Origin of the sequence: Sphingobium lignivorans, assembly GCF_014203955.1 — a bacterium.
GTDB lineage: Bacteria > Pseudomonadota > Alphaproteobacteria > Sphingomonadales > Sphingomonadaceae > Sphingobium > Sphingobium lignivorans.
In genome coordinates this window covers 194,195-219,176 of the sequence record NZ_JACHKA010000001.1, presented here as the reverse complement: position 1 = coordinate 219,176, position 24,982 = coordinate 194,195, and the positions used below count along the sequence as shown (strand labels likewise).

Here is a 24,982-nt window from a genome sequence, read left to right as displayed (position 1 = left end):
GGACGTCATGGCAGGATGGTGAGCATGGGCGCTGATGATCCGACAATGCTGGCAGGCAGACCGGAATGGCTGGCCCATCGCCATGACCCGCTCACCGACACGATCTGGTATCGCCGGGTGACGCGCGGGGAGCACGGCAAGGCCGTATTCCTGACCGACGAATATCTGGGGCCGGCCGCGACAGTCGAGAAGGTCGATCGACAGGCGGCGCTGGCGGCCAATGCCTCGCCTGCGCCGCTGCACTGGATCTTTCACTCCGCCTTCTGCTGCTCCACGCTGGCCGCGCGCGCCTTCGACATGCCCGGCATCTCGATGGCGCTCAAGGAACCGCTGATCCTTCAGGATGTGGTGGGATGGCGCCGACGTGGCGGGGAGCCGCGCGAGATCGCCCGCCTGCTCGACAATGCGGGGACGCTGCTGGCCAAGCCGTTCGAGCCGGGCGAAGCCGTGATCGTCAAGCCATCCAATATCCTCAATCCCCTGGCCGCCGCGGCACTGGCGCTCAAGCCGGCTTCGCGTGCGCTGCTCATGGTCGCGCCTCTCGAAACTTTCCTCACCTCCGTCGCCAAGAAGGGCATGTGGTGCCGCCTCTGGGCGCGCGAGCTGGTGGTGGGCCAGCTCAAGGATGGCGTGATCGACCTCGGCTTCACGGGCGAGGACTATCTGCGCCATACCGATCTGCAATGCGCCGCCGTCGGCTGGCTGGCGCAGCACAAGCTGTTCCATGATCTGTGCGCGCGGTTCGGGCCGGATCGGGTTAAGACCATCGACAGCCAGCTTTTCCTGGCGCGCCCGGCCGACGCGCTGGCGGCTGCGATGGATCTGTTCGGGCTCGCGCCCGGCGCGCAGCGTTTGAGCGAGACGGTCGCCGCGACATTCTCCCGCCATTCCAAATGGGGGGAAGCCTATGATCGCGAAACCCGCACCCGGGAGCATGATGCCGTCGCTGCGGCGCATGCCGAAGAGATCGAGAAGACGGCGGCATGGGCGCGCGCGGTCGCCGATCATGCGGGCATTGACCTGACCCTGCCGGCGCCACTGCTGGACTGACGCTCCGGCCATCGGCCACTTTCCCGGCGCTTCTCCAGCCTGCCGAGGCAAGTGGTCATCCATCACCTTTAGAGTCTGTCCTGTTTAGATTGAAGCATAGCCACTATTCCTGAGGTAGTTGGCGCACTCATGGGGTGGGAAGGCATTGAGCAGTTTGCCTATCCGCTGCCATGTGGCTTCGACGGTGCGCTCGGCGGCTTTTCGCAGTAGCAGCTTGAGCTTGGCGAAGACCTGTTCGATTGGATTGAGGTCAGGGCTGTAGGGCGGCAGGAACAGGAGCTTGGCCCCTGCCGCACGGATTGCCTTGCGCACGGCCTGACCCTTGTGACTGCCGAGGTTATCCATGATGACGATGTCGCCGGGCACGAGGGTGGGCACGAGGAACTGCTCGACATAGGCGAGGAAGAGCTGGCCGTTGATCGGGCCGTCGAGGACGCAGGGCGCATCGATCCGGTCGTGACGAAGCGCCGCCACAAAGGTCAGCGTCTTCCATTTGCCGAACGGCGCCTTGGCGATCAGCTTGTCGCCGCGTTTTGCCCAGCCCCGCAACGGGGTCATGTTGGTCTTGGCCCAGGTCTCGTCGATGAAGACCAGCCTGCGAGGGTCAAGCCGGCCCTGGTACTTCTTCCACTGCGTCCGCCGCCGAGCTACCTGCGGGCGGTCCTGCTCGCTGGCGAACAGGCTTTTTTTTGAAGCTGTGGCCAGCCTTGCGCAGCAGCGACCACACCGTGTTGGGGCTGACTCGGTGACCGCGCCCGGCCAGCTCGACCGCCAGCCCGCGCACCGTCAGATGCGGACATTCCTCAAGACGAAGCAGCATCCATTCCTGCTCCCCCGCCAATACCCGTTGCTTGTGGCCTCCCATCGGACGTGAACCGGCGTTGCCCGTATCACGCAGACGCTGCGACCACTTCACTGCGCTCGCCACGCTCACACCGAACGCACCAGCAACCTCGCGAACCGAGCGGCCCGACAAAACTGCCGCTGCAACCCGATCTCGCAAATCGTCAGAATAGGCTCGTGCCATCGCTGCTGGCCTCCTCCCCAGCAAGCAGCTTGAATCACAACAAAGCCACCTTGGGAATCCCCAAACGATTCAATCTAATCAGGACAGACTCTAAGGGGATTGGCTGCGCATCGCCGTGGGTCGCCATCGGCATTATCGGCACCCGATTGTATCGGCGTCGGGGCTCTCCTGCGGCCATGCCCTTAACCCCAAAGAGAAAAGGCGGACCCGAAGGCCCGCCTTTCCATTGTTTCGTTCTGCGTTTCGATCAGAAGCGCAGCTTGACCTGGGCGCCGTAGCGACGGCCCAGCGCGTCGTAGGTCGACGGGAAGGTGTTGCCGCTGTTCCATGCGGTGCCACCAGCGTCCGAACCGACGAGCGGCGGATCCTTGTCGAAGAGATTCTGCACCGTGAAGGTGAGGGACAGATTCTCCATGATGTTGAACCGCGCCGTGAGGTCGAAATAGTCGTAGGCCTTGATGCGGTTGAAGTCGAACGACTCCGTGTAGCCGAAGGGCACGCCGACGAAGAGGTCGGGCGCATCTTCATGCACGAAGCTGTCGATGTGGCGCCACAGGAACGACACGTCGAAACCGCTGAACGCCAGCGTGGTACGGAGCGACCACTGCAGTTCGGGCTGGAGCGAGCCGCAGTTCGCGCTGACCAGGCCGACGCAGTCCAGTGCAACAGCGCTGGGCGAGGACTTGAACGTCGACTTGTTCGTCCAGTTACCAACGAAGTTCAGGGCCAGATCGGCAAAGCCAAGCTGATGACGATAGTTCATCGTGAGGTCGATGCCGTCCGTCGCCAGCTCACCGAGGTTCGACGAAGCCAGGAAGAGGCCCGGCGTCGTCGTCGGATCACCGTTCAAGCCGCCCGTGAGCGGATCGCGACGGATGACCGTACATGCCGGGTTCGTCGGGCTCAGGTTGCTGCCTGCAAAGCAGGCATCCATCGCGTCACCCGGCGTCGGCGTGGAAATCGCGCCGGTCAGCTTGATGTTGTAGTAGTCGATCGTGGCCGAGAAGCCCGACAGCGCGGCCGGCTGGAAAATCGCGCCGATCGTGTAGCTGTTCGACGTTTCCGGCTTCAGGTTGATGTTGCCGCCGCTCGTCTGGTTGGCCTGGCTGGCGATCGGCACGTTGATCGAGTCGACGTTGGCCGGCGTTGCACCCTGCGCGAGGCAGACGTCACGCAGAACACCCGTCGGTCCGGGCGAGATGCGCACGCCTTCGTCGTTGATCGAGGCGCACGGATCGGAGCTCAGGCTGGTGAGGCCGGTGCTGACGGGCGCGAACAGCTCGTTGATGTTCGGCGCACGAACGGCACGCGAGTAACCGCCGCGGAGCGTGAAGCCCGGCGTCGGGGTCCAGGTACCCTGCACCTTCCAGGTCGTCGTATCGAAGCTCGGCGTGCCCACGGCATCAATCGTGTAGCTCGAGTAGCGGATACCTGCCTGGATCGTCAGCTCTTCGAAGAAGGGCTTGTCGGTCACGACCGGCACAACCAGCTCGCCGATGGCCTCGTAGACGTCGAAGGCGCCGCGGATGTTCGGAGCCGGGCCGCCGGAGCCGCCCAGATCGCCGCTCTCTGCCAGCGTGTCGGATGCCTGCTGCGCCGTGTACTTGCGGTACTCGCCGGCGACGGCGAAGCTGATCGGGTCAGCCGCGAGCGGGCTGGCCACGCCGAAATCACCCGACAGGGTGGCGTGGGCCTGGGTAAGCGACGTCTTGACGCGCACCGTGCTCTCGCCGGTGAGGAAATCGATCTGCTCGCTAGTGAAGCCACCGGGCGTGGCGCCGAACCAGTTGACGGGGACGCAGTCCGAACGCGTGCCGTCGAGGCAGGTCGTGGTGTTGGTCGCCATCAGCGATTCACGCACGCGCGAGTTCAGCGTGTAGCCCATGATGGTCTGGACCTGCTCGGCCTCGCCATAAGAACCATAGACGTCGAAATCGATCGAGTCCGTGACGCCGGCACGCAGGCCGAGGCGATAGTCGAACACGGTGTTCGAATACTCGCTGATGCGCGGACCGACTTCGACCGCGCGGCGGAACATGGCCGTGGTCACTTCCCGGTAGGCCGGATCGCTCGGATCGGTCGCGGTGGCGGCTGCAGCGCAATCCGCACCCGAGATGTCGAAGGCCGAACAGAACTGGTTGCGGATGCCGGTGGGCAGGTAGGGATTGCTCAGCGGAATGTCGACGGCGATACCGAATGCACCTGACGGCGCGATGATCGTGTCGACCGTGTTCTTCGTGAACAGGCCGCGCGAATAGACTTCGATCCCGTCGGCGACTTCATAGCGAGCAGCCGAGTAGATGTTGTAGCGCTCGAACGGCGTCTGGAAGATGTTGTCCGGCGCGAAGTTGAACGGCGCATAGGTGCCGACGAGCGACTGGCCGTCGGGCGCGATCTGCAGCGTGCCCGAACCCGGGACGCTGAAGCGGGTCGGAACCGCGGTGCCAGAGCCGGCCGAAGCGCCGGTGTAGGAACCGATGGTGTTCATGCCGATCCTGCGCTGGCCCTGATAGACCGGATCGGCGTGCTGATAGCCGACGGAGAGGACGATGTTGCCGCGGCCGTCGTCGAAGCTGACGCCCGTGGTCACGTCGAAGCGATAGGTCTTGCCGTCGCCGCGCTCGGTGATCTGGCTGGCAGCGGTGGCTTCGAGGCCGGTGAAGTCCTGCTTCGTCACGAAGTTGACGACACCGGAGATGGCGTCGGCACCGTAGGTGGTCGAGGCGCCGCCGGTCAGCACGTCCACGCGCTCGATGAGGGCGAGCGGGATGTTGTTGAGGTCGACGCGGCCCACCAGGTCGGCGGGGACGATGCGCACGCCATCGAGGAGCACGACGTTGCGGTTGGAGCCCAGACCGCGGAGGTTGACGAAGGAGTTACCGCCGTTGCCGTTGTTCACCGCGGAGCCGATGCTCGGCACGATGCCCGGGATTTCACGCAGCATCTCTTCGGCGACGTTCGACTGCAAAAGGTCGATTTCGTCGGCGGTCGTCACATTGACCGGCGTCGAGCCCTGCAGGTTGGGGTTCTTGATGAGCGAGCCGGTGATGATGATGACGTCACCGGTTTCCGCGTCGTCCGCACCCTGCGGCTCCTGCGCGTTGGCCGCCGTCGACAGCAGGGCGAGGCCCAGCACGGCCGGCGCCGCAGCGACCTTCAGCAATGTTTGGTTGGAGAATTTTTTCACGATCCAGTCCCTTGCTCTGGAATGATGAGGCGCGCCGGGAAAACCCGACGCCGAACGGCAAGGGACGCATGCTTGGTGCTCACGTGATTCCCCTGCACGTGCTGTTGCAAAACTGCGCGGCGGTACCCGGCCTGTAAAGCGCAAGACGGCAGGAACAGGGCTGTTTTGAAGGGGGTGTAACATTTACGCAACATGAATGAGGCCGGATTCGAACGCAAACTTTGCGCGCTGCAACACAAAATTGCGCAAGCGCGCCGCATTTCGCCAAGAATGTATGCTGCAGATGTCTTTGCTGCAGCAAAGGAACAAGAGTTCTGGGGAGAGGCGTCTTCGCAACAGCGGAAAGCGACGCGGCGGCGGGACGACAGCGCTTGACGACGCGCACGGCGTTGCACAGGTAGGGCCGCGACTACACGCGACGACAGATGTTGTGAATTGAAAACACAGGAGGCAGGCATGATGGCTCGGCTGAACATGAGCAAGGCGAGCGGGATTGCCGTCCTGTTCGCGGCATGTCTCTCGGCGGCGGGCGACCCCGCATGGGCGCAGGCCGGGGCGCGGCCCACGGCCATCCGTCCGCTGCTCGATTGCCGGAAGGTCGCTGTCCCGGAGGATCGGCTGGCCTGCTTCGATCGGGAAAGCGCTTCGCTCGAGGCGGCGGACGCCGCGAACGAGATCGCGGTTCTCGACAAGGAGGATGTTCGCAAGACACGCCGCTCGCTGTTCGGCCTCGCGCTCCCGCCCTTGCCTTTCCTCGGCGGCGGCAAGAGTGACGAAGGCGAGCCCGACGGCGAAGGCGAAGCTCAGTTGACCGCCACCATAGCCTCGACCAAGTCTCTCGGTTACGGGAAATGGGCCTTCGCGCTGGAGGACGGCGCGCAATGGGTCACCACCGAAGCGGTGGTCTACGGGCAGCCGACGAAGGGCAAGTCCGTGGTTCTCAAGCGGGCGGCGCTCGGCGGTTACTTCGCAGTGTTCGAGGGCTCTGGGCGGACAGTTCGGGCCAAGCGGGTGAACTGAGAGGACCGCCGGCTTTCAAGCTGGAAGCTGCCCCCCGGCCCTTCACTCCGTAGGCAGCAGCGGCCGGGGATCGATCCGCGCCGGCCCCCATTTCATGCTCCAGTGGAGATGCGGGCCTGTCACCCGGCCAGTCGCGCCGATGATGCCGATCGGCTGACCCTGCCGTACCACGTCGCCTTCCTTCACGAGCAGGCGCTCGCTGTGCAGGAATGCGCTGTTGAGACCCATGCCGTGGTCGATCATCAGCAGCCGGCCTTCCAGGGTGAAAGGTTCGTCGACCGCGAGGGTCACCACGCCATCGGCGGGCGCGACATAGACGGTGCCCGCGCCGCCAGCGAGGTCCAGCCCGCTATGGTAGCTTCCCGGCGTGCCGCGATAGATGCGCTGGGATCCGAACACGCCCGATATCCGCGCCTTGACGGGCCAGATGAAGCCTTGCCGCCAGCCCTCGCTGCGGTTGTCTCGCGCGCGGGCCGCTGCAATTCGCGCTAGTTCGCCGGCACGGCGGCGCTGAAATTCCTCGCTGGGGACGCCCGCGCTGATGGAGGCATTGATGTGCTCGATCCGCCACTCTCCGGGGGTGACGCCGAACGTACGCGTCTGCGTCTCGCCGTTCGCCAGGGTCGCGACCAGCGTGGCAGCGGCGGGGGCATCCCGATCAAAGGCGATGATGAAATTGCCTTCCGCGTCGAAAGGCACGGGTGCGCCGTCGAGCATCAGCATGCGGGTGCCTGCGGGCACGAGGCCACGCATGAGGCCGCCTTGCCGCGCCTCTCCCCGGAGCTGAAGTCTTTCTGGGCCAGCGGGTACGGGCGCAGAGGCGGGTGGCGATACGGGGGCGGGCATCCGCATCGGCGGGGCGGATACGCGGGGGCCTCCGCCCGGTGAGACGCAGCTTGCGAGTAAGACTGGCAGCATGAGCAGGCAGCGTCGGACGGAACCGATGCGATGGCGCGAGGCAATCATGCCGTCACCATGGCCCATAGCGCCCGGCCGATGCAAGGTCGGTCCGCCGATTGGCTCATGAGATCAGTCGAACAGGTCGCTTTGTGCTCCGGGGGGCGGATCGGACTTGCGGGCGCGCGTTCCGCCGGTGGAACGCGGGGCGCCTGACGTGGCATTGACGGTGGCGGCGGGCGCCCTTGGCGTCTCCTCCCCCCCGCCGGTCACGGCAGCGATCTCGCCATCATGGAACTTGAGCATCACGTGGCGGGCAGCCAGCGCTTCGGTACTCGTCCGCACCAGCGCGCCGTTCGCCATCACCCGCGCGAAGCCCCGTTTGAGTGGGGCATCGGGGTTGAGCGACTGCGCCAGTCGCCAGAGCGCGTCGAACTGGCGATGGGCATCGGCGAGCCGGCGCTCCAGCAGGGCGGGCGTGAGGCGTGTCGCAGACAGCGTCTGTCGCGCATGCGCCACGCGCGCGTCGAGCAGCGCCGGCCGCAGCGCCCCGGTCGCATTGGCCAGCTCATGCCGCGCATTGCTCAGCCGATGCGCAAGCCCGCGGCGCAATCGGTCGCCCAGCTCGTCCGCACGCTGCCGGGCGAGGTCGAGCAGTACGTCGGGCCGGGGGAGCAGGCGCCGCTGCGCTTCCAGCCGCTCGCGCGACCGGTCGATCCCGCGTGACACGCAGCGGCCCATCCGGGCGCCCAGTTCGGCCACCTGCGCCATCAGCTCCGCGCGCACCGGCACGGCCATCTCGGCGGCGGCGGTGGGCGTCGGGGCGCGCAGATCGGCGGCAAAATCGCACAAGGTTGTGTCCGTCTCATGGCCGACGGCCGAGATGACGGGGATCGACGAGGCAGCGACGGCGCGCACCACGATTTCCTCGTTGAAGGTCCAGAGATCCTCGATCGAGCCGCCGCCGCGCGCCACGATCAGCACGTCCGGCCGGGGGATGGGGCCATCGGCCGGCAGTGCGCCGAAACCGCGCACGGCACTGGCGACCTGCGCGGCGGCGCCTTCGCCCTGCACCAGCACGGGCCACAGCAGCACATGGCTCGGAAAGCGATCGGCAAGGCGATGGAGAATGTCGCGGATCACCGCGCCGGTGGGCGAAGTCACGACGCCGATGACGCGCGGCAGCATCGGGATGGGGCGGCGCCGCGCCGGATCGAACAGGCCCTCGGCCGCCAGCTTCGCCTTCAGCCTCTCGAACAGCTGCATCAGTGCGCCTTCGCCGGCCAGTTCCATGCTGTCGATGACGATCTGATATTTGCTCCGGCCGGGATAAGTGGTCACCTTGCCGGTGACGATCACGTCCAGCCCGTCCTCCGGCGCGAAGGCGAGGCGCCCCGCCGTGCCTTTCCACATCACGCCGTCGATCAGCGCCGCGTCGTCCTTGAGGCAAAGATAGGCATGGCCGGATGCCGCCCGCTTCCAGCCGGAAATCTCGCCGCGCAGCCGCACGTGGCCGAAGCGGTCCTCCACGGTCCGCTTGAGCAGCGAGGACAATTCCGAGACGCTGAGCGCGGCCAGATTGTCCCCCTGACGCTCCTGCGCTAACAGGCGGCCCGACGTATCGAACCGGACTGGACCCTCTTCCATGAACATCCTTCTGCTGGGCGGTGGTGGCCGCGAACATGCCCTCGCCTGGAAGCTGGCGCAATCGCCACGCTGCACCGCGCTCTTCGCCGCGCCGGGCAATCCGGGCATAGCGGCTCATGCGACGCTGGTCGACCTCGACCTTGCCGATCATGCGGGCGTCATCGCCTTCTGCCGGGCGCAATCGGTCGATCTGGTCGTTGTCGGCCCGGAAGCGCCGCTGGTGGATGGCATCGCGGACAGCCTGCGCGCGGCCGGTCTTGCCGTGTTCGGGCCCGGCGCGGCAGCGGCCCAGCTCGAGGGATCGAAGGGCTTCACGAAGGATCTCTGCCGCGAGGCCGATATCCCGACCGCGCGCTATGTGCGCTGCGAGAGCGCGGAGGCCGCGCTGGCCGCGCTGGCGGATTTCACCATTCCCGTGGTCGTGAAGGCGGATGGGCTGGCGGCCGGCAAGGGCGTCATCATCGCCACGACGCGCGCCGAGGCGGACGCGGCGATCCGCGATATGTTCGATGGCGGCTTCGGCGCCTCGGGCGCGCAGGTGGTGATCGAGGAATATATGGAAGGCGAGGAAGCCAGCTTCTTCGCCCTCACGGATGGCAAGGACGTGCTGGCCTTCGGCTCCGCACAGGATCACAAGCGGGTGGGCGAGGGCGATACCGGCCCGAACACCGGCGGCATGGGCGCCTACAGCCCGGCATCCGTGCTGACCCCGGCGCTGGAAGAGCAGGTGATGGCCCGGATCATCCGCCCGACCGTGGAGGCACTGGCGGCGCGGGGCACGCCTTATAGCGGCGTCCTGTTCGCGGGCCTGATGTTGACCGCGCAGGGACCGAAGCTCATCGAGTATAATTGCCGCTTCGGAGATCCCGAGTGCCAGGTGCTGATGATGCGGCTGGAAAGCGATCTGCCCGATCTGCTGCTGGCTGTCGCGCAGGGGCACCTTGCCGGGCGTGCCGTGCCGGCCATGGCGGCGGACGTAGCGCTCACGGTCGTCATGGCCGCTGCCGGCTATCCCGGTACGCCCGAGAAAGGCGCGCCGATCAGCCTGCCGGATGCTGGTGGCGACGCGATGATCTTCCATGCCGGCACGGCGCTCAGGAATGGGCAACTCGTGGCCAGCGGCGGCCGCGTGCTCAATGTGACGGCCCGCGCACCCAGCGTCACGCAGGCGCGTGAGGCCGTCTATGCGCTCGTCGATCGGGTGGATTTTCCGGGTGGATTCTGCCGTCGCGACATCGGCTGGCGGGAAGCGGCGCGCGAGGCCGCCACGCAGCCGGAACAGGACGCGGTCACGTCAGCCGGCACTGCCTGACGGCTCCCCGGTCGCGGCGGCTCGCTGCCCCGCCCGGCGCTACTTGCCGGCAGTCTTGTAGGGAATGAAGTCGCCCAGCGCGCAGCTGCCGCTCATCATGCCCGATGGCAGGTTGATCACCTGGCCGATATCGCCCCGGCAATATTGGCTCGTCGTCCGTCGCAGCACCAGCGTGTCGCCTTGTGCGAGCCCCCGGCAGGCGCCCTGCAACCTGTTGATGTAGATGAAATCCTTGTTGACGCGATACAGCAGCGTGTTGTCGCCCAGCACCCGCATGCTCGTGGCGTTGTAGCCGGAAATGCAGGACACGGGCTCGCCCGCCACCTTGCCTTCGATCGCCTTGGCCAGCTCCGTCTCCTCCCGGACGCCAAGCTTGGGCTCCGTCTCGGTCTGCGTGCAGCCCGCAATGGGAAGCAGCGCCAGTGCCAGAAATATCCTCTTCATCGCACTTGCTCCTCTTACCCCTGTCTGTCTCCCGGCGCACGGATGCGCGGGTGTTGCGGGCGAGCCTAGCAGCTTTCGACCCGCCTCGCATCTCCTTCGACGGAGTCGTCCGGCGTTCGCCTTGGCCTGGAGAAGGCTGCGGTGCGTCATCTCGACAGCGCGCGCAGCCGCCGGCCGGCCCGTGCTCAACCCTTGTCCTTCTCCGCCCGCCGCCGCGCGAGTTCCGCGACGCTGCCTGCGCGCAGGAAGGGATTGGTTGCCCGTTCCGCACCGATGGTCGTGGGCACGGTGGCTTCACCGCGCGCGCGGGCAGCTTCCACCTCGGCCATCCGCGCCACCACCGCCGCATTGTCCGGCTCGGCGCGCAAGGCGAAGCGACCGTTGGAGAGTGTGTATTCATGCGCGCAGTAGACGCGCGTTTCGTCGGGCAGCGCCTCAAGCCGGCGCATGTTGTTGAACATCTGCTCGGCCGTGCCCTCGAACAGGCGGCCGCAGCCCATGGCGAACATCGTGTCGCCCACGAAGATGATGCCGTCCTGGGGGAAATGATAAGCGATGTGCCCAGCCGTGTGTGCCGGCACGGCCATGACGATGGCCTCGTGCGCGCCCAGTCGCACCCGGTCGCCTTCGCTCACGGGACGATCCACGTCGGGAATGCGCGCCAGCTCGGCGGCCGGTGCCGTCACCGTCGCGCCGGTTGCCGCGACGATGCCGGCATTGCCGCCGATATGGTCGCCGTGCCAGTGCGTGTTCCAGATCTGGCCGATGCGCCAGCCGCGCGCGTCCGCCGCCGCCAGCACAGGCTCCGCGACGGATGGGTCCACCACCAGCGTTTCATCGCTCACCGGATCATGGACCAGCCAGACATAATTGTCGTTCAGCACCGGCACGCGGACGATCTCGAGCGGGGAAGATTCAGGCGATGGCATCATAGCCCTCCTTGTTGAACTGGATCAGCCAGAAGCCATGGCCGAACGGATCGGCAAACATGACGAGCAGTCCGGTCATTCGGTCTCAACCTGCCGAGCCGGGGCGCGCGTGGTGGCGCGCCGGCATGGCGCTACCACACGCCCGTATTGGGCATGGAGGCCCATGGCTCGGCCGGTTCCAGCCTGCCGTCCTGCAGCAGCTCGACGGAGATGCCGTCAGGCGTGCGCACGAAGGCCATGTGCCCGTCGCGCGGCGGCCGGTTGATGGTGACGCCGGCGTCCATCAGCCGCTGGCAGGTCTCGTAGATATTCTCCACGCGATAGGCGAGATGGCCGAAATTCCGGCCACCACCATAAGCTTCGGATTCCTCGCCCTTCTTGGGCCAGTTGTAGGTCAGCTCCACCTGCGCGTCCTCGTCGCCTGGTGCGGCGACGAAGACGAGCGTGAAGCGTCCAGCCTCGTTATCGAAGCGGCGGACCTCCTTGAGGCCGAGCAGCTCGAAGAAACGCAGCGTCGCATCGATGTCGGTGACGCGGATCATGGTGTGGAGATATTTGGGCATGCAGCTTCAACTCCGTTCGTCGCTCGTCAGCAACGGTTCATCTCTGGGATGGCAATTCGGTCCTGCTGAGATAAGCTCGGCGCGGGAGCGGGAAAAGAGAGGAATTGCTGATGGGCTGGTTACAGGATGTCAACAAGGTCGCTCTGGCGGGCGCGGTGGTGCTTTCCGGCGGCCTGATCGTGGGTGGTTATTTGCTGGGCGATGGGCTGCGCCGCGCCCATGCGGCGGAGCGCTCCGTGACGGTGCGCGGTCTGGCCGAGCGCAACGTGACCGCCGATCTCGCCACCTGGACCGTCGCTTATTCCGCCAATGGCACGGATCTGCCTTCGGTGCGCGCGGAGATCGAGGCCAACACCACGGCCCTGCGCGATTATTTCCGCAACCTCGGCTTCCCCGCCGATGCGCTCAGCGCGACGGGCGCCGGCGTCAATCAATATATGAACAATGGCGTCAACACGATCACCATCACGCAGCGCATGCAACTACGCACGAGCGACATCCCCCGCGCCCAGCGCGCCGTGGCCAGTCAGTTCGACCTCGTCCGGCGCGGCGTGACGCTGCAGGAGGGATCGGGCATGACCTACAGCTTCACCAAGCTCAACGATATCAAGCCCGAGATGGTGGCCGCCGCCACCAAGGATGCGCGCAGCGCGGCAGAGCAGTTTGCCAAGGATTCCGGTACTGCTGTGGGCGGGATCAAGAGCGCTACGCAGGGGTATTTCTCCATTGAGCCGCGCGACGGGGAGCAGTCCGGCGGTTATGGCGCGGCCGATACGCCGTACAAGAAGGTCCGGGTCGTCACGACCGTGGACTTCTACCTCGATTGAGGGCGCAGCTGGTGCTGCACCGTCCCTGCCATGGCGGCGCTCAGGCGTGTCATAACGGCACGATCGGTTGCCATGAGGGATTGATGGTTCCGGCCTAATGGGTCAGCTTGCTCCCAATTCCGCGGGGGCAGAATCGACATCATGAAGGCCGGCCTGAAAATCATGCTCGGCGCTGGCGCCACCGGGCTGCTGGCCTTGCTGGTTCATGGTCCTCTCGGGCAGGGCGAAGCCTTCCTGGCCCATCTCGGCCAGCGCGCCGAGAGCGCGCTGGCCGCGCATGGGCTGGGGGACATCCATGTTCGCTATCCGCAACGTCCACTCGTCCGCACCGCCGTCCTGTCCGGTGACGCGGATCTCGTGCGGCAGAGCGATGCGCTGCAGGTGGTGCGCGCGCTGCCTGGCGGCGGCGGTGCCATCTGGAGCGAGAGCGGTGTCGCTCGTAGCACTCAGCCCGCGCCGGCAATTCCCGTCGCAAGCGCCGCCGCCGCCACGCCAGCTGCGAAATCCGACACCGCATCCGCCAAGCCGCCTCTCACGCCGCCCACGGGAGGCGCGGCGATCGCCTTTGCAGGGCCGGACGGATGCCAGCGCGGCGTCGATGCTGCCGTCGCGAACCGGCCGCTCAGCTTCCGCTCCGGCAGTGCCTGGCTCAACCCGACGACGCGCGCGATCGTTGCGGATGTCGCCGCGGCGTTGAAGGAATGTTCGGGCTACCGACTGGAAGTCGGCGGGCATAGCGATGGCAGGGGGAGCGAGGCTGTCAATCGCGCCCTGTCGCAGGAGCGTGCCGATCGCGTACGCGCCCTGCTGGTGGAACATGGCGCGCCGGCCGAGCTACTCTCGGCGCGGGGCTTCGGGGCCAGTCATCCGCTTGCCAATGGCGGTCCGTCCAGCCGGCGTATCACCTTCACGGTATCCCGGGAGACAAGCTGATGCCGCTGCTGGTGGAGACGCTTGCCCTGTTCCTGCTGGTCTTTGCCCTCGGGCTCGTGGCTGGTGCGGCGATCTGGAGGCGCCGGTGACCGCGCTCGTCCTCCATTACTGGCCGGCCTTGCTCCTGTCGTTCGCCATCGGCCTGTTCACCGCCTGGCATAGCTGGGGCCGGCGAGCGGCCGTGGAGCTGATCCCGTTCGATCCGGACGGAGCATGGCATGCGCCGGCCGATCCGGTCCCGTCGCCAGCAGACCCAGTGGCCTCGGTTGGCGTCGACTCGCCCGTGCCTGTCGCGCCGGCCAACGATATCGGCCATCGGCCGACCATGGCCGAACCGGCGAGCACTGGGGAAGCGGATGTGCTTGGCCCGGTGATCGCCGCGAGCAGGCCGGAGGAGGATGATGCAAATATCGCGGACGCGCCATCGGCCGGTGAGGCGCCTGACGCTGATTTTGTGGCGATGCCGGCGGCGCCGGAGGTGGAAGCCCTCCTGCCACCGGACGATCTTACGCGGATCAAGGGGATCGGGCCGGAACTGGAACTTCTCCTGCGCAGCCAGGGCGTCCAGCGGTTCGAGGATATTGCGGGCTGGCTTCCGGAAGACATCGAACGGATCGACGGCAGTCTCGGTGCCTTCAAGGGCAGCATCATCCGCGATGAGTGGATCGCGCAGGCCCGCTTGCTGGCGCGCGGAGACATGGCGCTCTTCGATCAACGTTACGGCCATCTCTGATTGGGGCAGACGCATGCGCGCTTCATCCCGCGGGCAGCGAAGCTGTCGTTCGATGCGCTGCATGCGTATCTGTTCGGGCGTCATGGCGCCAGTTCCATGAGCCCGCGCGCGTGGCTATGACGGCCCCCATGACCGACACTTTCGACATTCGACCCGCATCGGTGGCGCAGCCGGCGGTGCGGGACCTGATCCTGCTCCATCTGCGTGGCATGCATGCCAATTCGCCGATGTCCTCGCATTCCACAGATTTTGAGCCAGAGCCCCGACACCTCCTAGCTGCACCGTCACAATGATGAGCCCAATCCGAGGCCATTCACGGCGTGTGACAAGCCTCAGGAAAAATAAAGCCGCCGGAGGACATGACTCTCCGGCGGCCTGATTGTGAGTGGGCATGGCCTGCATGCCCTCAACCCATCATCAATAGCGAACGCGGATGCCGGCGCGCCACCGTGATCCGAACGTATCGAAGAAGACGGGATTGGTGGGATAGTTCGATCCTGCGCCACCACCGCCGCCGGGCGCCACCGGAGGCTTGCGGTCGAACAGATTGTCGACGGTGCCGAACAATTCCACGAAGCGCGTATCCGAACTGCCCATCGGGATTCGATAGGTCATCGCCAGATTGAAATAGCTCGCGCCTTTCACACGGTTCGTGCTGATGCTGTTCGCCTGCGTCGGATCATAGCCTTCGTCCTCGGGCCCGGTGCGAAGGACATTGAAGATGCCCTCGCTATAGCGTCGCCAGGAGAAGGTCGTGTTGAATCCGCCATTGTCGTAGGTCAGGAAGGCATTCCAGATCCACGGCGGCGATGGGTTGAAGTCACCGCCATCGACGACCGGGCCGGTTTGGCCAGCATAATTGATCTCCGGAACCGATGGGTTGGCCTGGCTGATGAAATCATATTGCCGGTTGGCCAGCAGCCGGAAGCTGACGGCCCCGTCCCACTCCGATCGGACGTCCGAAAGACGCATGCGATAGTCGACCTCGAAGTCGAACCCGCGCAGCACCATCTTGGCCAGGTTGACCTGACGGGCATCGATGAAGCTGACGTCCTTCCGGTCCGCCGTCGCGAAGGTGATGCGATTGCAGAACAGCTCATAATCAAAGCAGAAGTCGACAATGCGCTGGCCGGTCAGCGTTGTGACCGCATCCTTGATCTTGATCTGGTACCAGTCCGCCGACACCCGCAGACCAGGAATGAAACTCGGCTGGAGAACCACGCCCAGCGTCGTGGTGTCCGCCTTCTCCGGCGTCAGCGCAAAGCTGCCGCCATTGAGGATGGGCGTCCAGTCGTTCCCGGTCTGCTGTCCCACCGGATCGAGCCACCAGTTATTGACGATGCCGCTCGTCGAGCCCGGCTCGGTCGGCACGTTGCGCAGGAAAAGTTCGCGGAAGCCCGCCGCCCGGATGTCGCGCGACCGTGAAGCCCGGATACGGATATCCGGAATGATGTCGTACACCGCCGAAACCTTCCAGCTCACCGCCTCGGAGGTCTTCTTTTCCCTGCTATCATTGTTCCGCGCGTGATTGCGCGTGTAGCGGGCAGCACCATTCAGCTCGAGGAGATCGCCGATCGCGGAGTCGCGGAAGATCGGTACATTCAGCTCCCCAAAGCCCTCGAGCACATTGATTTGGCCCGAATAATCGAGGCCGAATGTGAAGGCATAGTCGTTGTAATCGGGAATGTTCCCGTGCGTGACATCGCCCCCCTCGGACCGCCAGTCGACACCCGCGGCTGCCGCGATAGGTCCTGCGCCCCAGCCTTCGAACACCGTACCCTGCACAGAACCCGAAAGGACGTGCTGATCGTAGATGAAGTCCTCAACCACGGGCCGGTAGGCGTAAGCGAGTGCGGCGGGATCGACATTGCCGAGACCGAAAAGGTTCATGGGCTTGCAACCCTGCGCGCGCGGATCGGGATTGGCCCGTGTGAGCTCCCGGCAAACGATGTTGCCGGAGGCAACGCCAGTGGTCACGAGCCCTTCGTCAACGGCATCCAGAGCATATTGGAAGGGCTGGTTGACGCGGTTGTTGGTCCGGTCCTGGTGCCGTTTATTGCGACCGTACTGATAATAGGCATCCCAGGTCCAGTCGCCGAACAGCGGTCCGGATAGTCCGATCAGGCCGCGAAACACCCTGGCATCAGCCCGGTTTTCCGAGGTGAGAACGCCATCCAGATCCTTGCCGAGGCTGAAACGGGTTCCCGCGAGCAGGGCCCTCAAGTCATTCGGGATATAGGGGTTGTCGGGCTGAACATAGAAAGTGGAACGCGGACCGACGATGTAGCTCGTATTCGAGGCGATGCGCTGCGCATAAGTCAGTTCGGTCTGGAGCGTGAGGGTATCCGTCAGCTCATATTCGCCATACAGATATCCGACCCACCGCTTGAGCGGCGTCTGCAGGTCGCTGTCGTCATAAGTCGACGCGCCGTCACCCCCCTGCCTTGGTCCGATCAGCGCCGCACCAAGGAAACGGCCGGGGTCGAAATCGACGACGCCGGTCCCTTCATCATTGAAGCGCTTGTAGCGGGCGGCGGGATTCGTGACCGTCGCGTCGCGCACCACGCCTCGAGGATCATTGAAGGCCTGCTTGGAGCCGGGCGCGATGATGTAATGCGGCAGACCGTAAGTCGGCGAGCCGGGGATATTGTAGCCCGTCCGGGCCGTCGTTCCCGGCAGGATCGAATTGGCATTTGTGAAGATGTCATAGCTCTCCGCGCACCAGAGACGCACTTTCGCGCAGTCGCCGACCCCCTCGTTTTTCTGGTACTCGATGCCCGCGACAATATGGCCGCGCCCGCCGCCGAAGCTGGTGCCGCCCATCAGCGAGGCATGATAGCTCTTGCCGTCTCCGCGCGTCGTCTGGCCATAGTCCGCCTGGGCCTTGATACCCTCGAAGCGCGTATCGAGGATGATATTGACCACGCCCGCGATCGCGTCGGAACCATAAGCTGCCGAAGCGCCGCCGGTCACGGTTTCCACGCGCTGGATCATCGCCGAAGGGATGACGTTGAGATCGATCGCCCCGCCATCGGAGGTCGGGATGAACCGTCGGGAATTGACAAGCGTCAGTGTGCGGGTGCCGTTGAATGGGTTGAGCCCGCGCAGGTTCGCGAAGGATGCACCGACATTCGCACCTGCGGTAATGCCTGCCGTGGCATCCGACTGGAAGTTCGAGTTCTGCGGAATGACGCGCAGCGTCTCTGAAATGTTCACCTGGCCAAGATTGGCCATCAGATCAGCCCCGATCACGGTGGCTGGCGTCGGCTCATTGAAGCCGTCGCGCTTGATGCGCGTACCTGTTACCAGAATGGCCGCCCCATCTTCGCCCTCTGAAGCCGCTTGCGGTGCAGTGTTATCTTGTGCCTGCGCAGGCGCAGCGGCACACATGAGCGCCAGAGCGGATACCGTCGAAGCCCAGCTCCCACTTGTTCCCATGACGCTCGCGCGATCCAGCTTATGCCAATTCACTTTCATCCTCCCCTGACACGGAACCGGTGCGCTGCGCCGATGGCTGACAGATGCGCTGATCCGGATCGTGGCCTGAGTGGTCCAAAGCGACGTCGGAAACTTATCCAGGAGGGAACAATTCGGATGCACTTCGCGCGTGCCAAGCGGCACGAGTGAAGCGTGAACGCGCGCCCCGATCCTGACGAAATCCACAGGCTTGGTAGCCTGTTTTCCGTGCGTTACTGGGAATTCGTCACTCTATCACAAGATAATAAGCCACGCGCATCGCGCCGGGATTGCTGAGCCTGATGTGGTGCCGGCCACTGAAGGGCGGCACCCAGCTGCACTGGCTGCCGGTGCCCTGCCGGACGGGGCAGACCGGTTTGCCGGTGCCGTCCAGCACGGCGATGCCGAGCGGTCCGCCGCTCGCGGCGGCGATGGCGACGCGGGCCTGGCGCCCACCATCGAAGAGCTGGGCGAGCGTCGTCGTCGCGCCCGGTTCGAGAAGGCCCCGGCGATAGGCGGGGCCGAGCAGCCGCCCCCGCATGGCCGGCCTCGCCGTGTCCGGCACGCTGGTGCGCCAGCCGGGGAGAGGATCGGTCAGGCTATCCGTCGCGCCGGGCGCGGGACGCGCGCCGAGCCGGTCGAGCGCAGCAAGCGCTTCTGCGAGTCTGCGCGGCTGCGGATCGGGCCCATTGGCGGCCTGTTCCGCAGCCACGAGGAGACGCGCTACCATGTCGGCGCGCGTGACGGGTGCCGATGGGACAGTCGACGCGCCGCGCGCCTGCGGGCTGGCGCAGCCGGCCGTCAGCGAGGCAAGCATTGCTGTGAGGACGGCGGCGAGGGTGGTCTGCCTCATGTCTCCGGCTCCGCCACAAAGCAGGCGCCTCGCGCGGTTTCATCCAGGCGGAGCACCAGTCCGTGACGCTGCGCGATCGCGCGGGCCAGCGCAAGGCCGAGGCCGTGGCCCGGCTGCGACACCTGCCCGGCGCTGCGGGCGAAGCGCTCGAAGATCCGTGCCCTGTCCTCCGGCGGAATGCCCGGCCCGTCATCGGCGATGATGATGCGCGGGCCATGCGTCAGCGCGAGGCGCACGGTGCCGCCGGCCGGCACATATTTGATCGCGTTGTCGAGCAGGTTGGAGACGAGGCGGACGATCTGCATGCGCTCCGCGAGCATCGTCACGCCGGGCTCTATGGCGGTTTCCAGCGCCAGCCCCGCTTCCTCCACGCTGCCTTCGTAAAGCGCGGCGACGTCGGTGAGGAGGGCGGAGAGGTCGAGTTCCGACAGCCCGGCGAGATCGCCCCGCCGCCCTTCGTTGGATGCGATGTCCAGCAGCGAATCGAGCATGGCGACGATGGTGCGGATGTCCGCGCGGGATCGGGTGAGCGTTCCGCTGCCGCCCGGTTCGGACCGCTCCTGGAGCGCGGCGGCGAGCCGGGCGTCGAGATGCATCAGCGGCGTGCGGATCTCGTGTGCGACATGGTCCGAGACATGCTTCTGCACGCGCACGAGCCGGGCTTGCCGGGCCAGCAGCCGCGCGCCCTGCAAGGCCAGCTCGTCAATCTCGTCGCGCGGCGTACCGGGGCTTTCGAGCGCGGCCGGATAGCCTTCCGCAGCCGCCCTCAGATTTGCATTCACATGGTCGATCCGCCGCGCGAGGCCGCGCGCCGTGAGCATCGCGACCGCGCCGACGCCAAGCACGATGGCTGCGCCCACCGCCAGGAAGATGTGCGTGAGGCGCCGCATCGTCTCACGATCCTGGGCATATTCCCGCGCGACGAGCAGCTGGAGGTCCGGGCCGAGCTTCGCTGCCCGCGCATAGACCGGTGTTCCCCCCGCCAGCGTCACATAGCCTTGCTCGGACAATGCGGCGGACAGGGGCGGCCAGACGCGAATGTCCCCGGCCAGGGGCGTTCCGTTCGCGCGGGCGACGAGATAATGGGGCCGCCGCCCCTCAAGGCTCACGACATCCTTGCGATCGGCGACACGGCGGAGCAGTTCGCGCTCCCCGCCGCTGGCATGGATGTCGATCAGGCCGGCAATGTCGGTGGTCACGGTCGCCGCCAGCGCTTCGCTGGTGCCGCGCCGCAGCGTGGACCAGGACGCAGCGAACAGCAGCGTAACGGCCAGCCCCGCGATCAGCAGGGAGGCCGCAGCGACGCGCCAGACAATCGATCCGCGCCGCCGGGCGCCCGCCTCCGGCCTCATTCGCAAGCGGTCAGTCGATAGCCCGCGCCCCAGATCGTCTCGAGCGCCGGCGTGGTGAAGCCGTCCTCCAGCTTGCGGCGCAGGCGGCCGATATTCACGTCGACGACATTGGTCTGCGGATCGAAGCTCATGTTCCAGACGTCCCGCAGCAGCATCTCGCGGGTCACCGTCTCGCCGGCATTTTCCATGAAGTAGCGGAACAGCTCGAACTCGCGGGGGCTGAGCGCGATGTGGCGGCCGGCGCGGAAGGCAGTGCGGGCCTTGAGATGGCATTCAAGCGCGCCGTAGATGATGACGGCGCCATGCACCTTGCCCGAGGAACGGCGATGCAGGGCCTTCACCCGGGCCAGCAGCTCCTGCGGCTCATATGGCTTGGCCAGATAATCGTCCACGCCCGCGTCCAGCCCTTCGATCCGGTTCTCGCTGCGCCCGAGCGCCGAGAGCATCAGGACCGGCGTCTCGATGCCGGCGGCGCGCAGCCGGGAGACGATGGTGAGGCCGTCCAGATCCGGCAGCATCCGGTCGAGGATGATGACGTCGAACCGGTCCGCTGCGGCGCGTTGCAGTCCGGCGCGGCCTGACTGCACCCAGGCGAGATGGTCCCCGCCTTGCGTGACCAGCGCCTGCACGGCGCTTGCCGCCAGAGGATCGTCTTCGACATAGAGGATGTTCAGGCTGGCCATCTGGTTCCCCGGTATATCCGCTCGCGCGAAGGGCACAATGCCGGCGCAGGCCGGGCAAGGCCCGCTCGGGGCCGGGCGGCGCACCGGGTCGCTGCGTGCGCCGCCCGTTCCTGCCGCCGGCCTACCCACCTGCCTGCGGCAAGCTACCCGCTGGCGGCCCGCGCATCCCGGAGAATGCCTCGGTCCCCACCCCCTGCAGGCAGATGCTGTGCGCCTGTCCTAGCGGTGCGGTCGAGGGCTGTCCGATGACAATCATCGTTAGATTGGTGACAAGCGCCGTATCGCGCCGCCGCCAGCCGCCGGCGCTTCGGACGGCATGGTAAACCTCAGGTCTGTGCCTTCGCCTTCGCGCGATAGGCATGCAGCAGAGGCTCGGTATAGCCGCTGGGCTGTGACACGCCCTCGAACACCAGCGCGCGCGCCGCCTGCAGCGCGATGCTGTCGGGATGGCCCGCCATCGGCCGGTAAAGCGGATCGCCTGCATTCTGGGCATCCACCTTGGCCGCCATCTTCTCGAACGCCGCGTTGACCTGCGCCTCGCTGCACACGCCGTGCAGCAGCCAGTTGGCGATATGCTGGGAAGAGATGCGCAGTGTCGCGCGGTCCTCCATCAGCCCGACATCATTGATGTCCGGCACCTTGGAGCAGCCGATGCCCTGATCGACCCAGCGCACGACATAGCCCAATATGCCCTGCGCATTGTTCTCCAGCTCCTCGCGCACTTCCTGCTCGGACCAGTTGACGCCATGCGCCAGCGGAATGCTGAGCAAGGCGCCCAGCGATGCCGGCGCTTCCTTCGCCCGGGCTTCCTGCCGGGCATGCACGTCGACGCGGTGATAATGCGTGGCGTGGAGCGTCGCGGCGGTGGGCGAGGGCACCCATGCCGTGTTGGCGCCTGTCATCGGGTGGCCGATCTTCTGCTCCAGCATGTCCGCCATCCGGTCGGGCGCTGCCCACATGCCCTTGCCGATCTGCGCGCGGCCCGAGAAACCGCAGGCAAGGCCGATCTGCACGTTGCGGTCCTCATAGGCCTTGATCCAGTCGGACGTCTTCATGTCGCCCTTGCGGATCATCGGCCCGGCCCGCATCGATGTGTGGATCTCGTCGCCGGTGCGGTCGAGGAAGCCGGTGTTGATGAACACCACCCGGTCCTTCACCGCATGGATGCAGGCCGCGAGATTGGCAGAGGTGCGGCGCTCCTCGTCCATCACGCCGACCTTGAGCTGGTGTCGGCCGAGGCCCAGAAGATCCTCGATCGCATCGAACAGGTCGTTGGTGAAGGCGCACTCCTCCGGCCCGTGCATCTTGGGCTTGACGATATAGATGCTGCCGGTCGTGCTGTTGCGGAACGTGCCGAGGCCCCGCACGTCGTGCAGGGCGATCAGGCTGGTGACGATGCCGTCCAATATGCCTTCCGGTGCCTCGCTGCCATCGTGCAGCCGCACCGCCGGCGTCGTCATGAGGTGGCCGACATTGCGCACGAACAGCAGGCTGCGCCCCTTGAGCAGCAATTCCTCGCCGTCCCGCCCATCGTAGCGGCGGTCGGCCTCGAGCGTGCGAGTCATGCTGTGCCCGCCCTTCTCGAATGTCGCGGTGAGATCGCCCTTCATCAGGCCGAGCCAGTTCGCATAGGCCGCGACCTTGTCCTCGGCATCCACCGCGGCCACCGAATCCTCGAGATCGACGATGGTGGACAGCGCCGATTCCAGGAGGATGTCCGCGATGCCGGCGGGATCATCCTTGCCGATCGGGTGGGCGCGGTCGACCACCAGCTCGATGTGCAGGCCGTGATGGGCTAGCAGGATGTTGTCGCCGGACCAGCCGGCAAGCTGGGTCGGATCGGCGAGATCAGGATCGCCCTGCCCCGTCCAGTCCGCCCATGAGCCGCTGGCGAGCGGCACCGCCTCGTCGAGAAAGGCCTTCGCCCAGCCTATGACCTGCGCCCCCCGCGCGGGATCGTAGCCCTTGCCGGCAGGCGCGCCGGGCAGGGCATCGGTGCCGTAGAGCGCGTCATACAGGCTGCCCCAGCGCGCATTGGCGGCATTGAGCAGGAAACGGGCATTGAGCACGGGCACGACCAGCTGGGGGCCGGCGAGCACCGCCAGCTCCGCGTCGACATCCTTCGTGCCGATGGTGAAGGGCGCCGGTTCCGGGACCAGATAACCGATCTCGCGCAGGAAGCCCTCATATTCCGCCTGATCCAGCGGCTTGCCGGCGCGCGCGGCGTGCCAGGCGTCGATCTGGGCCTGCATATTGTCGCGCGTGGCGAGCAGCGCCCGGTTGCGTGGCGCATATTGCGCGAAGATGCCCGCCGTGCCGGCCCAGAAGGCGTCGGCGGGAAGGTCGGTTCCCGGCAGCACCTGCGTCTCGATGAAGGCCGCCAGATCCGCAGCCACCGACAGGCCGGCACGTTCAACCATCTTCGTCATGACCGTCTTCTCCCTGGCTCAACCCTGCGCGGCAAGTCCGGCGGCGGCGATGCCGGCCAGAGCTGCGATCTCATCATTGTCCGAGGTCTCGCCGGTCACGCCGACCGCGCCGATGAAGGCGCCGCTCCCGTCGACCACGATCACGCCGCCGGCTGCGGGAATGACCGGATGCGGCGCGGACGAGGCGAACGCCCCGATGAACCACGGCCGCTCCACGGCCATGTCGCCCACCTTGCGCGACGAAACGCCGAGCGAAAGCGCGCCGGCCGCCTTGCCCGTCGCGATCTGCGCGCGCGCAAAGGATGCGCCGTCCCCGCGCTGAAAGGAGATCAGATGTCCACCCGCATCCACAACGGCAACGCTCAGCGGCTTGAAGCCCGCTTCCCGTCCCTTGGCAAAAGCACCGGCAATGATGGCATTGGCCTGTTCGAGCGTGATCTGACTCATGACTTCCTCCCGCTGGCTGGCGGCTGAGGCCGCGCGATTCCTCAAGGGGCATAGCGAGGGCAGGCCGAAGGCGATAGAGGCAAATCGTTCGAATTCTCAGGGTTTGTCGACGCTCGGCACTACCTCCACGGTGAGCCGGCTAGCCCTTGAGGCCGCACGAGCGCTCTGACCGACCCCCGACGCTCCGTGCTTCTGCTTTCCGGCATTCTTCGCGTCTTCGGTTGTTTCCACCCGGCCCGAAATTACTTTAAGGGGCGCGCGACCTTATCATTCCGGAAGAGGACGCCATGACCGACACAAGCCTGATCGCCACCATCGATGCCGCGTGGGAGGATCGCGCAGACATCGGCCTTTCGACCATGGGCGACGTGCGCCTCGCGGTGAACCGCGCGCTGGCCATGCTCGATTCGGGTGAAGCACGCGTGGCGGAGCCGGCCGGCGATGGCTGGCAAGTCAATCAGTGGCTGAAGAAGGCCGTGCTGCTCAGCTTCCGCCTCAACGACAATGCCCTCATCGACAACGGTCCCGGCGCCGGCCATTGGTGGGACAAGGTGCCCAGCAAGTTCGCCGGCTGGACGGAGGCCGAGTTCCGGGCGGCGGGCTTCCGCGCCGTTCCGGGCAGCATCGTGCGCGCCGGCAGCCATGTCGGCCGCAACGTCATCCTGATGCCGAGCTTCGTGAACATCGGCGCTTATGTCGGCGAAGGCACCATGGTCGACACATGGGTGACGGTGGGAAGCTGCGCGCAGATCGGCCGCAACGTCCATCTCTCGGGTGGTGTGGGCATTGGCGGCGTGCTGGAGCCCCTGCAGGCGGACCCGGTCATCATCGAGGATGACTGCTTCATCGGCGCGCGCTCGGAAGTGGTCGAGGGCGTGCGCGTGGGCAAGGGATCGGTGCTGTCCATGGGCGTGTTCATTGGCCAGTCCACCAAGATCGTGGACCGCGCCACCGGCAAGGTCTTCATCGGCGAAGTGCCGCCTTATTCCGTGGTCGTGCCCGGTGCCCTGCCCGGCAAGCCGCTGCCGGACGGCACGCCCGGCCCCAGCCTTTACTGCGCCGTGATCGTCAAGACCGTGGATGCGCAGACCCGCGCCAAGACCGGCATCAACGATCTGCTGCGCGACTGAACTGCTTCAAGCCGCGCCGGATGGAGACATCCGGCGCCAGGCTTGCGGCGAGGCAGACAGGGG

General features: G+C 66.2%; 20 protein-coding genes. 7 read left to right on the top strand and 13 right to left on the bottom strand.

Annotated features, from left to right (window positions below; genetic code table 11):
* Positions 1-24: 24 nt before the first annotated feature.
* Positions 25-1,050 (top strand): hypothetical protein, encoded by a 1,026-nt coding sequence (locus tag HNP60_RS01000; protein ID WP_184149112.1) that lies wholly within the window; start codon positions 25-27, stop codon positions 1,048-1,050.
* Positions 1,051-1,134: 84 nt separating this feature from the next.
* Here HNP60_RS01000 and HNP60_RS00995 read toward each other — a convergent pair.
* Together HNP60_RS00995 and HNP60_RS00990 are read right to left on the bottom strand one after the other, a co-directional pair.
* Positions 1,135-2,077 (bottom strand): IS630 family transposase gene (locus tag HNP60_RS00995; RefSeq protein WP_184149109.1). Its coding sequence is split into 2 segments (ribosomal slippage): positions 1,135-1,740 and positions 1,742-2,077, totalling 942 coding nucleotides; the frame shifts between segments, so codons are not numbered across the junction.
* A 247-nt stretch (positions 2,078-2,324) separates the two neighbouring features.
* Entirely contained in the window at positions 2,325-5,264 is a 2,940-nt protein-coding gene (locus HNP60_RS00990; RefSeq protein ID WP_184149105.1) for a TonB-dependent receptor domain-containing protein, read from the bottom strand.
* Between the two features lie 456 nt (positions 5,265-5,720).
* On the opposite strand from HNP60_RS00990, the gene HNP60_RS00985 reads away from it, so the two are divergent.
* Positions 5,721-6,284, top strand: a complete 564-nt coding sequence (locus tag HNP60_RS00985; RefSeq protein ID WP_184149102.1) for a hypothetical protein — start codon at positions 5,721-5,723, stop codon at positions 6,282-6,284.
* Between the two features lie 42 nt (positions 6,285-6,326).
* On the opposite strand, the gene HNP60_RS00980 is transcribed toward HNP60_RS00985, so the two are convergent.
* Complete coding sequence (locus HNP60_RS00980; protein ID WP_338056679.1) at positions 6,327-7,037, bottom strand: M23 family metallopeptidase; 711 nt, start codon at positions 7,035-7,037, stop codon at positions 6,327-6,329.
* A 276-nt stretch (positions 7,038-7,313) separates the two neighbouring features.
* A complete protein-coding gene (gene xseA, locus HNP60_RS00975; protein WP_184149095.1) occupies positions 7,314-8,828 on the bottom strand; it encodes an exodeoxyribonuclease VII large subunit in 1,515 nt (504 codons plus the stop codon).
* Here xseA and purD point away from each other — a divergent pair.
* On the top strand, positions 8,827-10,140 hold the full coding sequence (gene purD, locus HNP60_RS00970) for a phosphoribosylamine--glycine ligase (RefSeq protein ID WP_184149092.1): 1,314 nt from the start codon (positions 8,827-8,829) through the stop codon (positions 10,138-10,140). The genes xseA and purD overlap by 2 nt on opposite strands.
* 39 nt (positions 10,141-10,179) lie before the next feature.
* On the opposite strand, the gene HNP60_RS00965 is transcribed toward purD, so the two are convergent.
* The 3 genes from HNP60_RS00965 to HNP60_RS00955 all read right to left on the bottom strand — a co-directional run bounded on the left by HNP60_RS00965 (position 10,180) and on the right by HNP60_RS00955 (position 12,076).
* A complete protein-coding gene (locus tag HNP60_RS00965; protein ID WP_014074558.1) occupies positions 10,180-10,584 on the bottom strand; it encodes a DUF6491 family protein in 405 nt (134 codons plus the stop codon).
* Positions 10,585-10,769: 185 nt separating this feature from the next.
* Positions 10,770-11,513: a hydroxyacylglutathione hydrolase gene (gloB, locus tag HNP60_RS00960; RefSeq protein ID WP_184156790.1), complete on the bottom strand. Its 744-nt coding sequence runs from the start codon at positions 11,511-11,513 to the stop codon at positions 10,770-10,772.
* A gap of 131 nt (positions 11,514-11,644) precedes the next feature.
* Complete coding sequence (locus tag HNP60_RS00955; RefSeq protein ID WP_184149088.1) at positions 11,645-12,076, bottom strand: VOC family protein; 432 nt, start codon at positions 12,074-12,076, stop codon at positions 11,645-11,647.
* Between the two features lie 110 nt (positions 12,077-12,186).
* Between HNP60_RS00955 and HNP60_RS00950 the strand changes: the two genes are divergently transcribed.
* The 3 genes from HNP60_RS00950 (at position 12,187) to HNP60_RS00940 (ending at position 14,569) form a co-directional block, all read left to right on the top strand.
* Positions 12,187-12,903 carry an SIMPL domain-containing protein gene (locus HNP60_RS00950; RefSeq protein WP_184149085.1) on the top strand — a complete coding sequence of 239 codons (717 nt, stop codon included), beginning with the start codon at positions 12,187-12,189 and terminating at the stop codon, positions 12,901-12,903.
* 141 nt (positions 12,904-13,044) lie between these two features.
* Positions 13,045-13,836, top strand: a complete 792-nt coding sequence (locus HNP60_RS00945; protein WP_184149082.1) for an OmpA family protein — start codon at positions 13,045-13,047, stop codon at positions 13,834-13,836.
* Positions 13,837-13,921: 85 nt separating this feature from the next.
* Positions 13,922-14,569, top strand: a complete 648-nt coding sequence (locus HNP60_RS00940) for a hypothetical protein (protein ID WP_184149080.1) — start codon at positions 13,922-13,924, stop codon at positions 14,567-14,569.
* 417 nt (positions 14,570-14,986) lie between these two features.
* Here the strand turns inward: HNP60_RS00940 and HNP60_RS00935 are convergent, their stop codons facing one another.
* The 6 genes from HNP60_RS00935 to HNP60_RS00910 all read right to left on the bottom strand — a co-directional run bounded on the left by HNP60_RS00935 (position 14,987) and on the right by HNP60_RS00910 (position 23,789).
* Positions 14,987-18,007, bottom strand: a complete 3,021-nt coding sequence (locus HNP60_RS00935; RefSeq protein WP_260394591.1) for a TonB-dependent receptor domain-containing protein — start codon at positions 18,005-18,007, stop codon at positions 14,987-14,989.
* A gap of 265 nt (positions 18,008-18,272) precedes the next feature.
* Positions 18,273-18,878, bottom strand: a complete 606-nt coding sequence (locus HNP60_RS00930) for a hypothetical protein (RefSeq protein ID WP_184149077.1) — start codon at positions 18,876-18,878, stop codon at positions 18,273-18,275.
* Positions 18,875-20,230, bottom strand: coding sequence for a sensor histidine kinase (locus HNP60_RS00925; RefSeq protein WP_184149074.1), 1,356 nt, complete (start codon positions 20,228-20,230; stop codon positions 18,875-18,877). Before HNP60_RS00925 ends, HNP60_RS00930 begins: the two co-directional genes overlap by 4 nt.
* Positions 20,227-20,913: a response regulator transcription factor gene (locus HNP60_RS00920; RefSeq protein WP_014074549.1), complete on the bottom strand. Its 687-nt coding sequence runs from the start codon at positions 20,911-20,913 to the stop codon at positions 20,227-20,229. Before HNP60_RS00920 ends, HNP60_RS00925 begins: the two co-directional genes overlap by 4 nt.
* A gap of 326 nt (positions 20,914-21,239) precedes the next feature.
* Complete coding sequence (locus HNP60_RS00915) at positions 21,240-23,342, bottom strand: malate synthase G (protein ID WP_184149071.1); 2,103 nt, start codon at positions 23,340-23,342, stop codon at positions 21,240-21,242.
* 18 nt (positions 23,343-23,360) lie between these two features.
* Positions 23,361-23,789 (bottom strand): GlcG/HbpS family heme-binding protein, encoded by a 429-nt coding sequence (locus tag HNP60_RS00910; protein WP_184149068.1) that lies wholly within the window; start codon positions 23,787-23,789, stop codon positions 23,361-23,363.
* A 287-nt stretch (positions 23,790-24,076) separates the two neighbouring features.
* On the opposite strand from HNP60_RS00910, the gene dapD reads away from it, so the two are divergent.
* The gene (dapD, locus tag HNP60_RS00905; protein ID WP_184149065.1) at positions 24,077-24,919 is read left to right on the top strand and encodes a 2,3,4,5-tetrahydropyridine-2,6-dicarboxylate N-succinyltransferase; all 843 of its coding nucleotides are present in this window, start codon (positions 24,077-24,079) and stop codon (positions 24,917-24,919) included.
* The last annotated feature ends 63 nt before the right edge of the window (positions 24,920-24,982 follow it).